15 protein-coding genes and 1 pseudogene are annotated in these 14,114 nt (G+C 67.8%); 8 read left to right on the plus strand and 8 right to left on the minus strand.

The window, feature by feature from the left end; translation table 11 throughout:
- Window positions 1–338: 338 nt before the first annotated feature.
- Both DL519_RS26835 and DL519_RS26840 read right to left on the minus strand, forming a co-directional pair.
- Window positions 339–1,595, minus strand: a complete 1,257-nt coding sequence (locus DL519_RS26835) for a DNA cytosine methyltransferase (protein ID WP_190818849.1) — start codon at window positions 1,593–1,595, stop codon at window positions 339–341.
- Between the two features lie 77 nt (window positions 1,596–1,672).
- The gene (locus DL519_RS26840) at window positions 1,673–2,497 is read right to left on the minus strand and encodes a DNA cytosine methyltransferase (protein ID WP_263399722.1); all 825 of its coding nucleotides are present in this window, start codon (window positions 2,495–2,497) and stop codon (window positions 1,673–1,675) included.
- Between the two features lie 261 nt (window positions 2,498–2,758).
- Here DL519_RS26840 and DL519_RS26845 point away from each other — a divergent pair, with 261 nt between their 5' ends.
- A complete protein-coding gene (locus DL519_RS26845; protein WP_223839593.1) occupies window positions 2,759–3,166 on the plus strand; it encodes a very short patch repair endonuclease in 408 nt (135 codons plus the stop codon).
- A gap of 109 nt (window positions 3,167–3,275) precedes the next feature.
- On the opposite strand, the gene DL519_RS26850 is transcribed toward DL519_RS26845, so the two are convergent.
- The 4 genes from DL519_RS26850 to DL519_RS26865 all read right to left on the minus strand — a co-directional run bounded on the left by DL519_RS26850 (window position 3,276) and on the right by DL519_RS26865 (window position 5,673).
- On the minus strand, window positions 3,276–3,959 hold the full coding sequence (locus tag DL519_RS26850; RefSeq protein WP_190818852.1) for an MFS transporter: 684 nt from the start codon (window positions 3,957–3,959) through the stop codon (window positions 3,276–3,278).
- Complete coding sequence (locus DL519_RS26855; protein ID WP_190818853.1) at window positions 3,935–4,219, minus strand: hypothetical protein; 285 nt, start codon at window positions 4,217–4,219, stop codon at window positions 3,935–3,937. Before DL519_RS26855 ends, DL519_RS26850 begins: the two co-directional genes overlap by 25 nt.
- 169 nt (window positions 4,220–4,388) lie before the next feature.
- Window positions 4,389–4,577, minus strand: a complete 189-nt coding sequence (locus DL519_RS26860) for a hypothetical protein (RefSeq protein ID WP_190818855.1) — start codon at window positions 4,575–4,577, stop codon at window positions 4,389–4,391.
- Window positions 4,578–4,707: 130 nt separating this feature from the next.
- Entirely contained in the window at window positions 4,708–5,673 is a 966-nt protein-coding gene (locus tag DL519_RS26865) for a nucleoside hydrolase (protein ID WP_190818856.1), read from the minus strand.
- 126 nt (window positions 5,674–5,799) lie between these two features.
- Between DL519_RS26865 and DL519_RS50390 the strand changes: the two genes are divergently transcribed.
- From DL519_RS50390 to DL519_RS26890, 5 genes and pseudogenes are all read left to right on the plus strand, one after another.
- Window positions 5,800–6,129 carry a GntR family transcriptional regulator gene (locus DL519_RS50390; RefSeq protein ID WP_223840363.1) on the plus strand — a complete coding sequence of 110 codons (330 nt, stop codon included), beginning with the start codon at window positions 5,800–5,802 and terminating at the stop codon, window positions 6,127–6,129.
- Window positions 6,130–6,149: 20 nt separating this feature from the next.
- The gene (locus DL519_RS26875) at window positions 6,150–6,623 is read left to right on the plus strand and encodes a carboxymuconolactone decarboxylase family protein (RefSeq protein WP_190818858.1); all 474 of its coding nucleotides are present in this window, start codon (window positions 6,150–6,152) and stop codon (window positions 6,621–6,623) included.
- A 126-nt stretch (window positions 6,624–6,749) separates the two neighbouring features.
- The gene (locus DL519_RS26880) at window positions 6,750–7,673 is read left to right on the plus strand and encodes an RNA polymerase sigma-70 factor (protein WP_190818860.1); all 924 of its coding nucleotides are present in this window, start codon (window positions 6,750–6,752) and stop codon (window positions 7,671–7,673) included.
- A gap of 1 nt (window position 7,674) precedes the next feature.
- Window positions 7,675–8,080: pseudogene (locus DL519_RS26885) on the plus strand (MarR family winged helix-turn-helix transcriptional regulator).
- 374 nt (window positions 8,081–8,454) lie between these two features.
- Window positions 8,455–9,117 (plus strand): alpha/beta fold hydrolase, encoded by a 663-nt coding sequence (locus DL519_RS26890; protein WP_190818861.1) that lies wholly within the window; start codon window positions 8,455–8,457, stop codon window positions 9,115–9,117.
- 97 nt (window positions 9,118–9,214) lie between these two features.
- Here the strand turns inward: DL519_RS26890 and DL519_RS26895 are convergent, their stop codons facing one another.
- A complete protein-coding gene (locus DL519_RS26895; RefSeq protein WP_190818863.1) occupies window positions 9,215–10,987 on the minus strand; it encodes a hypothetical protein in 1,773 nt (590 codons plus the stop codon).
- A gap of 684 nt (window positions 10,988–11,671) precedes the next feature.
- Here DL519_RS26895 and DL519_RS26900 point away from each other — a divergent pair.
- Window positions 11,672–12,079: a VOC family protein gene (locus tag DL519_RS26900; protein WP_190818865.1), complete on the plus strand. Its 408-nt coding sequence runs from the start codon at window positions 11,672–11,674 to the stop codon at window positions 12,077–12,079.
- A gap of 9 nt (window positions 12,080–12,088) precedes the next feature.
- Here the strand turns inward: DL519_RS26900 and DL519_RS26905 are convergent, their stop codons facing one another.
- On the minus strand, window positions 12,089–12,823 hold the full coding sequence (locus tag DL519_RS26905; RefSeq protein WP_190818866.1) for a TetR/AcrR family transcriptional regulator: 735 nt from the start codon (window positions 12,821–12,823) through the stop codon (window positions 12,089–12,091).
- A gap of 163 nt (window positions 12,824–12,986) precedes the next feature.
- Here DL519_RS26905 and DL519_RS26910 point away from each other — a divergent pair, with 163 nt between their 5' ends.
- Window positions 12,987–14,060, plus strand: a complete 1,074-nt coding sequence (locus tag DL519_RS26910) for a peroxidase-related enzyme (protein WP_190818868.1) — start codon at window positions 12,987–12,989, stop codon at window positions 14,058–14,060.
- Window positions 14,061–14,114 lie beyond the last annotated feature (54 nt).

Genomic DNA, 14,114 nt, shown 5'->3' on the forward strand with positions numbered 1-14,114 from the left:
GACACCGGACCACTGCCCTGGTCCTGACTGGGCCACTCGATCGCGGACTCGTGCGCAGTCGATGCGGGGCAAATTCGGTCGCCAAGGCAGTCGACTCGGCGGACCACCTTGCTGTTCGAGCTGCGGGGCCAAGACTGCCCCGTCCGAAACAGATGTCTATCGTGACTGGGTCGACCGGATCGGCGTGCACATCCCACACCAAGGACTGCTGGAATGACCATTGGATGGGCAGATCCCACCGGAATCAATCGAGAAGGTCTGGCGCACTTCGAGAAGCTGTTCAGAGATGCCTCGCTACACGACCGAGGCGAGCAACAACGAAGGGGAGCCCAGAACGGTTAGGCAATCTCCCGGAGTCCCCTCGCGGCTTGTTGATCCGCTATCTCGAGCAAGTAGCCGTAGACCTCCGTCGCGATAGCGCGCGCCAAGCCGACCGGGACTGCGTTTCCGATCTGACGCGCGATCTCGACCTTGCTGCCGCACCACTTGAAATCCATCGGGAAGTCCTGCAGGAGTGCCGCCTCCATATGCGTGATGGGGCGGTTCTCCTTCGGGTGCAGGTACCGCCCCTTCTCCGGCTTGTAGAACTCAGTCCGGATCGTCACCGAAGGCCGGTCCCAGTGCAGCCGGCCCATGACATCGCCCGATCCGCTGCGATGCCGCATCCAACTTTCCGTGGAGAGTCGCTCCGGCAAGTCGTGACGATTGCCGCCCGGAGGAATGGCCGCATACCGCTCCAACGAGTGTTCCGTCGGCTGTCGCCCGATGTGCAGCTCCCGAGTCCGGAAGATTCCGGGAAGCTCCTTGCCGAGCAGGTTTTTGCTCCTGTCCGGCAAGCTCGTGCCCTTTGTCTTGTGCCACCGCGGGGAAAGAACCTCGCGCACCGGAACCCACGGCTTAAGCTCCTGTCCCCCCGAAAGGAGCGGACGATCGAGGGTCTGGACGACGTTCCTGCCGTGAGTCGGCTGAGGATACTGCAGGCCGACGCCCTCCAGGTGCTCGTTGATCAGGTCCCGCCGGGTGGCGAGGATGATCGCCCGCCGCCGCGCCTGGGGGACGCCGTAGTCCGCAGCGTTGAGGATCCTCGGCTCCTCCAACACATAATCCCGGAGCTCGCCCCCTCGCCCAGTGGCGCTTTGGAGGCTCGCATAGAACTCCTGATAGGCACGCGAGGTGAGAAAGCGGTCGACGTTCTCGATGACGAAGACCTTCGGGTGCAGGACATTGACCACCCGCATGTACTGCTGCCAGAGCTCATTCCGCGGATCATCGGAGTCTTCCTTGCCCAGGCTCGAAAATCCCTGGCACGGCGGGCCGCCGAGGATGACATCGACCTCGTTCTTGATCTGCCTCGGGTCCCAGTGGGTGATGTCACCGTACTCCCGGCCCGCGAAAATCTTGTCTGTGCCGCCTGCCTCCTCTGCAAAATTGGCTGCATAGGTCGAGGCTGCGGCGATGTCCCACTCGACGGCTCCCACCGTCCGGAAGGGCGACGTCGTGGCGCCCGGTGGGAGGAACTCCCGGAACCCCTGCGTGAATCCACCACAACCGGCGAAGAGGTCGATCACGTTGATGCGGTCGGGGTTCGCGGTCATGGCGATCACTTTATCGAGTGGCCGAGCCCGGCCGGGCCGCACATGCCGAGGTCCGCACGCTATTTTCCGGAGTTCGGTCATGCGGTGGCCCGGGGGGCCGCGATTGACGTCCCGACAGCCTCCGCGAGGGCGGGCGGCACGGCATGTCCGACCTGCCGAAAGCAGGACGTCTTCCGCCCGGAGAAGGAGCAGTCGGCGGGGAATCCCTGCAGGTCCGCAGCCTGCTCTACTGTCAGTTTCGGGAACGTCTTGCGATCATCCGGGTCAACGACGTGTTCGGGTCCCGGCGGCTGATCTGCGACGCTCGCACCGTTCACGCACAGGCTCGCCCAGATGTCCTTCGTCCGAGAGGGCCCGAGATCGGCCCCACCTCTCCCCTTGGCGCCTCCGACGATCGTCGGAGCGATCTCGTTCGCCCGCCGGCTCCACTCCTCGGCACCGGACCATCCACGACTCGCCATGGATTCCCGAAGCACTTCGCCGACTGTCAGCGTCCCCTGATCGCTGCCGGCTGGCCACGAGAAACGGGCGAGATGCTCCGGTGCCATTCCCACGATCAGACCGTGCAGCCTGCGCTGCGGAATGCCGAACCGCTGGGCGTCGAGGACCGTCCATTCCACCTCGTATCCGCAGTTCCCCAGTTCTTCACGGATGAAGTCACGCTCGGCCCGAAAAGCTTCGTCCTTGACCAACGCGGGGACGTAGTCCAGCAGGATCGCTTTCGGTTGGATCTCCGCAGCAAGCCAGACCGCCGCGCGGAAGGGATCGCGCGTCTGCTCGACCGTCCGCCGGTTTCCCGCCACCGAGTATGGGACTCTGGGCGGTGCGCCAGCGAAGAGGTCAACGTCCAGGACCTGGGGGTGATCGCTGCCGATGAACTCGAGCAGATCGTGCTGCCGCACATCCCAGGCCGGACGGTTCGCCCGAAGTGTGGCGCATGCGTCGGCGTCCTCATCGAAGAAATGACCAAATCGAAACCTGCTGTTTCCAGTCCGATCGCCATGCCACCGGCACCCGCGCAGATATTCAGGCTCGTGAAACGCCTCACCGGTCCTCCGATCAGCCTCGATGTGCGAAGACGACGAGGTCCCCCGCGTTCAGCCATCCGATAAACTACGCATGGCCCGTGACGTACAGTAACGACCATGGCTTCGAGCCGGCCGGTGGGTGCGTCCAACGAGGGCACACGCAAGAGCATGCAGGCCAACAAGGGGCGAGACACGAAACCGGAGTTGGCGCTGCGGCGCGCCGTGCACGCATTGGGGTTGCGCTACCGGGTGTCGACGCGCCCGCTCCTCGCGATCCGTCGAACCGCCGACCTGACGTTCAGCCGGGCCAAGGTCGCGGTGTTCCTTGACGGCTGCTTCTGGCACGGATGTCCGGAGCACCACACACAGTCGGCGACGAACTCCGAATTCTGGGCGGAAAAGGTTCGGCGCAACCGCGAACGCGACCGGGAGACCGACCGCCTGCTGGCCGAGGCGGGCTGGTCGGTCATCCGGATCTGGGAACACGAGGACCCGCAAGTCGGCGCGGCCCGCGTCGCGCAGGAGGTCCGGTCCCGCCGGTGACCGCCGCAGCTAGCCAGGTGTTACTGGTGGTGCGGAGGTGTGTCCTCGTTGTAGGGGTTTCGGAGGGAAAAGCGGTACAACGCGCCGCAGTCGAATGATGTAGCCCAGGTCAGATTTTCTCCACCGAACCCACCTTGCCGGGCAAGGCGAAGGACACAACCAGGGCCGCTGCCGAGATCGCTGTTGCCACCACCAGGGCCGTTGTGAAGCCTGCTGGGTCGGTCGCTCCGTCTGGGGAGCCTTTGGCTACCAGACCTGACAGCACTCCGATGCCCACGGAGGCTCCGAGGTTGAACATTGTTGCGTTTAGGCCTGGGAGGATCCCTGGGGACTTCGCTGGGGCGTCGATCACTCCCATGCCGTTCAGGGCCGTTGCCGCGCACGCCGCGTAAGACACACCCATCAGCGCTACCAGCACGAACAACAGCCACGGGGAGTTCACCGCGAGCATCGTCGCTGCGATCAGGGCCAGGTTGCCCACCAGGCCGATTCTCAGCGTGTTTCGGTAGCCGATCTTCGGGGCCAGCGAGCCCGCCAGGGGCGCTAGGATCCAGCCCGCCAGGGCGTAGGGCATCAGGAACATCGGGCGGTTGTCGTTCCGTCGTAGCCGAAGCCCGCCGTCGCGTTCTGCGCCAACGTCGGGTACACGAACGTCAGGACCGCGAAGATCGACGCTATCGTGCAGAACGTCGTCAGCAGCAGGCCCCACACTCCTCGGCTGCGCAGCGCCGGCAGCGGTAGGGAGCGGATCGTTCTGCCCGCGCTCCATCAGCCAGAACGCCACCAGCAGCACCAGCCCGCTGCCAGGCACGCCATCAGCCACGGGGCGAACCAGCCCGCCGTCGGGCCGGGCTTCAGCCAGGCGTTCAGTCCCAGCAGGGCCAGGCAGATCACCGCCGCGCCCTTCCAGTCCATCCGGGTGCCCGTGCGCGTCGAGTCCGGGACCCAGGCCGCGATCACCGCCACCGCGATCACCTTTAGGACGAAGGTGAAGCCGAAGATGCCGCGGAAGCCGATCGTGTCCGTGATGACTCCGCCCAGCAGCGTGTCCACGCCCGCCACACCGCTGTTGACCGCCGTCAGCGGTTCCCAGGTAGCGGCCGAACCTTGGTCCGCAGGATGCCGCGCAGCGTCAGGATGCCGAGGGAAATCGTTGCGCCACTAGCACCTTGCAGTGCCCGGCCGACCATCAGCACCTCGACGTTCAGTGCGAGCGTGGCGATCAGGCTCCCAGGGCCATCACCGCGATCGAACCGAAGAGCGCTCGGCGGCGGCCGATGATGTCGCTGTAGCGCGGCAGGATCACGCCCGCTAGGCCCGCGACGAACAGGAACTCCGTTGCGCTCAGGCCGATCGTGCCGACGGCCGTGTTCAGCGCCGTACTCATGTTGTCGATGGCCGGCGACAGCATGGTCGCTTTCTCTGGAAGCTGGCCACCGCCACCAGCAGGGCCGTGAGCACCAGCGGTGAGCGGGCCGTGAGCACCAGCGGCCGGGGCAGTTGCAGGCCTCTCAGCGCTCTCGCTCCTGAAACCCTGGCAGTCAGGCGAGTTCGCGGGCCGGGGTGGTCTTCGTGGCCAGCAGGCCCTTGATGTAGTCGAAGAACGCTTCGGCGTCGATCTCCTCGATGACCGTCGCGTTGGCTTCCAGGCCGTGGACTCCCCAGGACATCGCCGCGTAGCCACGGGTCAGCTCGCCGGCCGTCTCGACGTCCACGTGGTAGCGGGCGCTGCGGCGGATCAGCTCCGGGTGCAGCAGGACCGCCGCCGTCAGCGAGTCGGGGTGGGTGGTGCCGTCGATGCCGACGCTGCGGTCGAATTCCAGCGTCGCCGCGCAGACGCGGGTGAAGAAGTCCGACAGCGGGGTGTCCAGGGCCTCGATCTCGTCGAGCGCGGGCTGCGCGAACACCGCCTGGTCCAGGGTGAGCGGCGCCCACGGGACCACCACGATCTCGAAGCCCGCCGCGAACACCGCCTTCGCCGCCTCGGGGTCTGCATAGAAATTGAACTCGGCGGCTGCGGTGATGTTGCCGCGGGCGTTGTTGGAACCGCCCATCACGTAAAGGGTTTTGACGTTCCGGACGAAGTCCGGGTCCTTCACCACCGCGGTCGCGATGTTGGTCAGCGGGCCGATCGCGACGATCGACAGCTCGCCGGGGCTCTCCGCGGCCAGCCGGATCAGCGCGTCCACCGCGTGCTCGGGATCCGGGTCGCAGCCCGTCAGGTCCATCGTCAGGCCGCCCGCGCCGTCGCCGTGCACGTTCTCCGCGCTCTCCCACGACCGGACCATCGGGCGGCGGCACCCCAGGAAGATCGGGACGTCGCCGAGCTTTCCCGAGACGTTGCAGGTCAGGTACGCGTTGTGGACCTGGTGGCCGAAGTCGACGTTGCCGGCGACCATCGTCACGGCGCGCAGGTCAGCTCGGGGATCGAGCAGGCCCGCGAGCAAGGCGATGCAGTCGTCCTGCGCCGTGTCGGTGTCGATCACCAGTGGGATGCGCTCAAGCATGACGTCTCCAGTGCGGCCATTGTTCACATCTTCGTTCACTCGGCGAAGCCGGATGTACTGTAAATCTGCCCTGTGACGACGGACGACGCTTCGCGCATCTCGCAAGATGCACCCGCGCCGCTGCACGTGCAGATCGCGGCGGCGTTCCGCGATGACGTCCTCAGTGGACAGTGGCCGGAGCACTACAAGCTGCCACCGGAGCCCGCGCTCGCGGAGCCGCCCGGGGTCAGCCGCGGGACGTTGCGGAAGGCGCTGGCCATCCTCAGCGAGGAAGGGCTGCCCACCCAGACCCGCAGCCGCGGATCGCGCAGCTGCTGCACTCGCTGTCCGAGGATTTCCGCGCGCAGGGCACCGCTGCGCAAAACGATTTCAGAGACAGCCACTGAGAGACGTAGATCACATTCGTCCGTGTCACAGGGCGTCGGACTACCCCGTCTCAAGGGGTGTAGCCACTGACGACCGCAGAGGAGCACACCATGGACGCGCGACTGGACTACTTCGCCGACCCGACCGCTGGCAAAGTCCTCAAGTACTTCATGTCGACGGGCAAGACGCTCAAGGACTCGCCGCTGCCGGCCGCAACACAGGAGCTGGTGGCGCTTCGCGTGAGTCAGATCAACGGCTGCGCCGTCTGCATCGACATGCACACCAAGGAGGCCGCCGCTGCCGGCGAGACCTCGGTGCGGCTGAACCTGGTCGCGGCGTGGCGGGAGGCCACGGTCTTCACCGAGGCCGAGCGCGCCGCGCTGGAGCTGGCGGAGGAGGGGACCCGGGTCGCGGATGCGGCTAGCGGGGTCAGCGACGAGGTGTGGGCGCGCGCCGCCAAGCACCACGACGAGGGGCAGCTCACCGCCCTGGTGATCCTGGTGTCCTTCATGAACTCGGTGAACCGGCTGAACATCATCGCCCAGCAGCCCGCCGGCGACTACGAGGCCGGGCAGTTCCACTGAACGGCATCAGTTTGGTCCGGGGCCCGGCTGCGGCCCCGGACTCAGGTGTTGCGCCGGCCTGGCGGCGGTCCGGGTGATCACGCGAGCATGGCCGGAGGAGACCGCTTCAAAGAGAGTGGAGTCGGCGTGAGCAAGGTCGAGGAGTTCGAGGAGCTGCGGCCGCTGCTGTTCTCGATCGCCTATCGGATTCTGGGCAGCGTCGGTGAGGCCGAGGATGCGGTGCAGGAGACGTGGCTGCGCTTTGACGGCTCGTCGACCCGGCCCACGTCGACCAAGGCTTTTCTGTCGGCCGCGGTCACGCGGATCTCGATCGATGTGCTGCGCTCCGCGCGGGTGCGGCGCGAGGAGTACGTGGGCCCGTGGTTTCCTGAGCCGCTGCTCAGCGATCCGTACCAGGATCCGGGCCGGTCGGCGGAGCTGGCCGACTCGGTGTCGATGGCGGCGCTGCTGCTACTTGAGCGGCTCAGTCCGCTGGAGCGGGCGGTCTTCGTGCTGCGGGAGGTGTTCGCCTTCGGGTTCGACGAGGTCGCCGCGGCGGTGGGGCGGTCGGAGGCGGCGTGCCGGCAGCTGCTGGTGCGGGCGCGGCGGCATATGGAGGCCGGGCGGCCGCGGTTCGAAGCGGACCGGCAGGTGCGGCAGGAGCTGGCGACGCGATTCTTCGACGCGCTGAAGGACGGCGATGTGGGCGGGCTGCAGGATCTGCTGGCAGCCGATGTGCAGCTGGTCGGGGACGGCGGCGGCAAGAGCCCCCAGCTGGCCAGGGCCGTCGTGGGCGCGCAGAACGTGGCCCGGGTGCTGGGCACGATCTTCCCCTTGATGAGCCGGATCGATGTGTCGTTCGAGCCGCACGAGGTCAACGGCCAGCCCGGCGCGATCTTCCGCGACCGGGACGGCAAGGTGCTCCACACCATGGTCCTCGATGTGCTCGACGGGCAGATTCAGAACATCCGCACGGTGATCAATCCCGACAAGCTCGGCCACCTCGGGCCGGTCGCCGACGCCTGGGCCATCGACCGCGAGGTGAAGCGGGCCCGTCGGCAGCAGAACTGACCTGATCGACCGGCTGCACCCCGAGCTGGCTGTGCAAGGACACCCCGACGTGCGCCCGGCGCACGGATTCGCCATGCAGGCGATCGGACGCGACGGCCAGCGAGCTGGGACGTCGGCTCGGGATCTCCAAACAGGCCGCGGGCAAGACCGTGGACCGCCTGGCGAGCCTCGGGTACGTCGAGCGGGTCGACGACGCGGCCGACGCCCGGCGGAAGCTGATCCGGTTCACCGACCGGGGCGTCGACGTGCTCGCCCGCTCGGCCGCCATCTTCGAGGAGCTCAGGTCGCAGTGGGCGAAGGCCCTCGGTGCGAAGCGGCTGCGCGAACTGGAGGTGGACCTGCGCACCATGGCGCCGGCGGAGACGTTCCGCCTCGACGTGCCGGGGTGGTTCGGCACGTCGTCGTGAGTGCTCGCTCCGGCAAGAACCGGCTTGAGCACTCACGAGCCCGGGTCGGCGAACCGCCTTGTGGAGCGAACGGCCCGTTTGCGCCGCCTATGAGCCTGTTGCGTTTTCGGCGAAAACGGCTGAACCGAAGTACCAAATCAGTCTCGATCGCCGCCGCTTGTCCGCCAGTGGCCATCTCAGCCGTGATCGATCGATCACGGTCCGTAATGGGCGTAATTTTGCAACAGGCTCCTATCGAGGCGAACAGGCCGTTCGCTCCACCTCGCGCGCACCCGGACCCAACCGGATCCCCAACAAGTGAATCCGCCTGTGGACAGATTCTGTCCTAAACGGCTCCTACGGTTGGTGTCACGACGACCTCGAAGGAGACGGACATGGCGACCTACGTGCTGGTTCCCGGTGCCTGCCACGGCGGATGGTGGTACGAGCCGCTGGCGGCCGAGCTGCGCGAAGAGGGACACGCGGCGCACCCGGTGACGTTGCCGGGACTGGGCCCGCGGGACGCGCCGACCGGCGGGATCAACCTGGACACGCACATCGACGACGTAGTGCGCCTGCTGGAGGAGGAGGACCTGCGCGATGTCGTCCTCTGCGGACACAGCTATGCCGGGATGGTCATCACCGGCGTCGCGGACCGGGTTCCGGAGCGGATCGCATCCCTGGTCTACGTCGACGCTTTCGTGCCTCAGGACGGAGATTCGGTGTTCTCCCTGACCAGCGGCGTCTGGCACGACTGGTACCTGTACGGGTCGAAGGCCGACGGCTTCTCGGTGGCGCCGCTGCCGGTGCTGAGCCCGCGGGCGACGCCGCATCCGCTCGCCACGCTGGTGCAGGGGATCCGGCTCACCGGTGCGCTCGACCGGGTTCCGCGCCGCGAGTACGTCTACCTCGCCAACTTCGAGAACACCCCGTTCACCGCGACCTACGAGCGCCTGCGGGAGGACCCGGCGTGGCACGTCCGGTCGCTGCCGATCGGGCACAACATCGTGGCCGACGCCCCGGACGACTTCCGCAAGATCCTCCTCGACGCCGCCTGACCACCCGGACCGGTGACAGGTGAGGGGCACCCTTGGGCGGCTGTGCCGCTTCTTCAGGCGGCTGTGCCGCTCAAGGGTGCCCCTCACCTCGATGAAATCACTCGGCGGGGGTGATTTTGAAGGATGTCTTGCGGGCGGCCTTGGCGATCTTCTTGTCCGGGTGCTGGTCGCCGATCAGCATCAGGACGTCGCGGACGGCCGGGTGGTCCAGGCGCCACATCTCCTCGAAGATCGTCGGCTCCTGCCCGGCGGGCACCGTTTCCGCGAGCAGTTCGGGCAGCTCCCCGGGGTCAACCGAGTCGAGCGCGGCCGCGAGCATGTCGGTGAGCAACCGCGCCGCGTCGGTCACCGTCGATTCGAGCTCCTCGGACGGATCCAGTTGGTGGAGCGTCACTTTCGCGTAAGGCCGCAGCATCGGTTCGTCCAGCGCCTGCTGCCACCGCTGCGTCGCGATTTCGGCGAGCGGCGCGGCGATGGCGACCGCGATCATCCGGTCTTCCGCTTCGGCTTCGGCCGCGGCGGTCAGCAGGTCGTCGGCGGCGGCGGCGGATCCGCGGACCGCGAACCAGGCCTCGGTCTCGGCGGCCAGCTCTTCGTCGGTCGCGCCCTTGGCGAAGTCCACCAGGTCGATGGCGCTCATCTCCTCGACGGGCGGCAGCAGCGGAACCTCGACGCCGCCGTCGGTCAACGCGCCCCCGAAGGTGTACTGGCCGAGCGGGGTGAGGCGCGCGACGCCCTGGTCGACCTGCGCGGCACCCAGGTCGACCAGGGTCGCGAGCAGCCGCTCCGCCGGATCGCCGCACCGCTGGACCCAGGAGTCCCACGCGCCGTCCGAAGTAGTTTCGTCCACGGCGATCTCGCGGATCATGTCCCGCAACTCCGCCACGGACACGCCCTCGCTGCGGACCAGGAACAACGACACCATCGCATAGAAGGCGACGTCGTCGAGATCGAGCTCGGAGCACTCGTCCTGGAAGATCTCCTCCAGCAGCAGGCCCAGCGCGTCCGCCCAGACGTCCAGCACCGCTTCGTCGTCGCCGTCCGGCCAGTCTTCAATGGTCGGACCGAACTCGACCACTTCCGTTCCGGGGCCGATGAATTCCAGCTCGGCCGCCCATTCCCACAGCTTCGCCAGCTCCGGGATGTCCGCAATCCCTTCCACCGCGTCCGGAACCGGGAAGCCGAGTTCCCCGGCGACGTCGATGGCGTCGCCGACCCCCAGCTCACCGGCGTTGATCGGGCAGGCGACCGTGCGCAACGCCAGCCGCCGGGCGCGGTCGAGCAACGGGCTTTGCCGCGCTGCGGCGGCGAGTTCTTCGTCCGACGGCAACCGCAGCGGCGGCAGCCGGTCGGGCAGCCCGAGCTCCTCCCGGAGGTCGTAGGGCTGCGCCTCGCCGAGGGACTCGGCGGCCTCGTCGACCCAGCGGGCCACCGCGGCCTCGTCGGTCGGGTCGACGCCCTCGGCCATGAGGGCCTGTTCGAGGGCGTGGGCACCTCCCCAGTTCGCCGGGTCCATCACGGTCTCGGCGAACCGCGGCTCGATCTCGTCGACCTTCCGCCGCAGACCGTCGATCTGCTCCGTCGACATCCGGCCCGTGTCCCCAGCGAAGCTCAGCAGGTCGCGGAGCGTCGCGATCACCTCGGCGATGTCCTCGTCCGGTTCGACGGCCACCTTGACGGGGAACAGCTCCAGCAGCAGTTCGTCGAGATCCGCCGGTCGCAGCTCCGCGAAATCGGCCAGCCCCACGTGCTCGTACAGCAGCCGGAGCAAGATCTCGGCGTCGTGGCTGTTCCCGTGCACCGGTTGTTCCTGCTTCTCAGCCCACTCCGCCAGTTCGGGCAGCAGGCTATTGACCGGGTCGCGCTCCATACCCGAAGCGTACGGCCCCAACCCGGGAGGAGGGTGCAGGGCCCGGCGGCCGGTTCCGCACTTGATCACCCGTGAGTGATTGAAGGCGCTGCAGAGCCTGTTTCCGAACTCATTTTGCGTGGCGGTGCGGGTAGCGGAACCCAGGACGGCCTGGACTACGGGATCCCCGACTCATGAATGCCAATTCACCACGCCGGGAACTGGCCTCGCCAAGAACCCCGACGGGGTGGCATGGCCTTGAGAACCTGCAGCGGCGCCAGCCGCTTAGCTGTGGTGTCCGGGGAGGTCGTCCTGGGTTTGATCGCGTGACACGCGGTCGTGAATGACGGTGTGGGGAAGGCCTCCGGTTGTGGAGTGGAGATGTCGGGTAACCACTTCACGACCAGGAGGCGTTCGTGTCCCACGCTAACGCTGCGCTGACTTCGCGTGCACGTCTGCGGTTGGGTGTCTGATCGTCGAGCAGGGCTGGACCGTCGCCTCGGCGGCCAGGATGTTCATGGTGTGGGCGATCGCGGCCGTGACCGCCCTCGGGGCGCTGACCGTCGGGGCCCTCCTCGCGCCGACGAGTAGGGCCGCGCACCCGAGCGCCCCGGCAGTGCCGGCGGTCCGACAGGCGTCCCGAGCTGCGGAAGTCCGGGACGGTGGCAGGATTGCGGCGAACTGTCGTTCCAGGGAGCAGCGACGATGACCCCTCCGGAGCCCCAGCGGATCACGACCTTCCTGATGTTCGAAGGCAAGGCCGAGGAGGCGATGACCTTCTACACGTCACTGTTCGACGACGGCGAGATCCTCGCCATCAGCCGCTACGGCGCCGAGGGCCCCGGCGACGAAGGCACCGTGCAGCTGGCCACGTTCACGATCCTCGGCCAGCAGTTCATGTGCATCGACAGCGCGGTCTCGCACGCCTTCACGTTCACCCCGTCGATGTCGCTGCTCGTCAACTGCCGCGAGGAAGCCGAACTCGACGATCTCCACGGCGCCCTCGCCGAAGAGGGCCAGGAGCTGATGCCGCTGGGCAACTACGGGTTGCGCACCAAGTTCGGCTGGCTGAACGACCGCTTCGGGGTCTCCTGGCAGCTCAACCTGCCGTGATGCGGACCCCTAGGTCATGGCGGCTACTCCGTCGAGGATCCGGTCCAGGCCGAAGGTGAAGTCCCGGTCTTCCGCCGGGTCCTCGCCCGGCCCCGGGGAGGCCTCGAAGAGGCCGGCGGTCAGCATTTCGGCGACTTCCGGGAACGTTTCCGGGTCGATCAGCTTCGCCAGGCTCGCGCCGTAGCGGCGGGTGGCCTCGGGTTCGTCGATGTCGCCGCGACCGGTCTCGAGCTCCTCCGACAGCTCCGTCGAATGCCGGACGTAGCCGCTGAGCAGCATGATCACGCCCATCTTCTGCGGCCAGTCGAGCTTGGTGGGGCGCAGGACGCGCAGGGCGGTTTCCAGCCACGCGATCTGGTTCGGCCCGGTCGGCGGCTCCGAAACGGGCAACTGGGCCATCCACGGGTGCCGGTGGGTGATCCGGCGTTCGGCCTTGGCCCACTCCCGCAGGCCGTCGCACCAGTCGTCCGCCGCGATCTCCGGGGGCGCGCCGATCGCGAAGTCCTGCATGAGGACGAATAACTCATCCTTCGAGCCGACGTAGCGGTAGAGGGACATGGTGGTGAAGCCGAGTTCCTTGGCGGTCTTCGGCAGCGTGACCCCGAGTAACCCGTGCTGGTCCGCCAGGTCGACGGCGGCATGCACCACCTGGTCCACGTCGAGCTCCGCCGGTCGCCCCAGCCGCGAGGTGACCGGAACGCGCCAGAGCCGACGCAGCCGTGCGGGCACCGCCTCGCCGTCCATGCTTCCCCCCTTGGTGCTCCCACGTGCCGACGCAATCATGGCACCAAGGCAGTCGTGGCTGCTCCGACGGCCGCGGCCCCTGGCGAGGTGGGCACGATCATGGCCGGGTGCGTGCAGTGGAAAACTATTGCGGGAGAAGCCGTTCTAGCTGGATTGGATGCTTATGACGACTGTCGTCAGCGAGCGCGTCAGCCGAACCGAGGAGGCATTGGCCGCGCTCCGGCCGGACGTGCGCGAGCTCACCGCGAGCGTTGATGCCGCCGTGCTGCGGCCGTCGGACGAGTCCGTGCTCAGCCACGCCGACCGCGCTCGGATCGCGTTGCGCGTCGCGTTGGTGAACGAGCACTGGGAATACGCCGATGAGTTGGCCGACCAGCTCGATTCGCTGGCCGGTGACGGCGCTGCCGACGCGGTGCGGGACGTCGAGCGCTGGTCCGAGCTTCCGGATTCGTTGCAGGCGCTGCTCGCGCACTGCGAGCAAGTTGCGCTCGATCCGGCCGATGCGGGATTCGACGAGATCGCCGAGTTGCGGGCGCAGGGACTCAGCTCCGCCCAGGTGGTCGCCGCCTCGCAGGTCGTCGGGTACGTGAGCTACCGGGTCCGGTTACTGCTCGGGTTGTCACTGGTCGAGCAGGCCGGGGGCGGGCCGGTTCCGGCCGGGCCGGTGAACGCCATCGAGGCCGGGGCCACCGCCGACGGTTGCGAGCTGCCGACTCCTGCCGAAGCGTTCCCGGTGCTGCGCTGGGTTCCGTGGGTCGATCCGGCGGCCGAGCCGCCGGAGTCCGAGGCCGAGTCGACCCCGTTCCGCCTGACCCTGCTACACGATCCGCAGGTGCTGGCCGAGCGGACCGCGCTCCACAACGCGATAACCACCGGGACCAGCGCGTTGGACCGTGCAGACCGCGAGCTCGCCGCGCTCGCCACGTCGCTGATCAACGGTTGCGAATACTGCGCCGCGGTGCACGGGCGCCGTCAGGTCCAGTTGTCCGGTGACCAGATCACCGCGGTCGCGTTGGCGACGGCCGGTCCGGCGGCCGTGGCGGATCCGCGGCAGCGCGCCGTCGTCGACGCCGCGAGCGCCCTGGCCCGAACCCCGGCGGCGCTGGCGGCCGCCGACATCCGGCGGCTGTACTCCGCCGGGCTCAACGTCGACGACGTCCGCGACCTGGTCGCGGTCTCGGCGATGTTCGCCTGGAACAACCGGCTGCTGATGACCCTCGGTAACGCGGCCGCCTGAAACCCGCAATTTCAATGGAAATCGCCCATACCTTCGGCGTGTCGGGGGCACGAC

Source organism: Saccharopolyspora pogona, from assembly GCF_014697215.1.
Taxonomy (GTDB): Bacteria; Actinomycetota; Actinomycetes; order Mycobacteriales; family Pseudonocardiaceae; genus Saccharopolyspora; species Saccharopolyspora hattusasensis.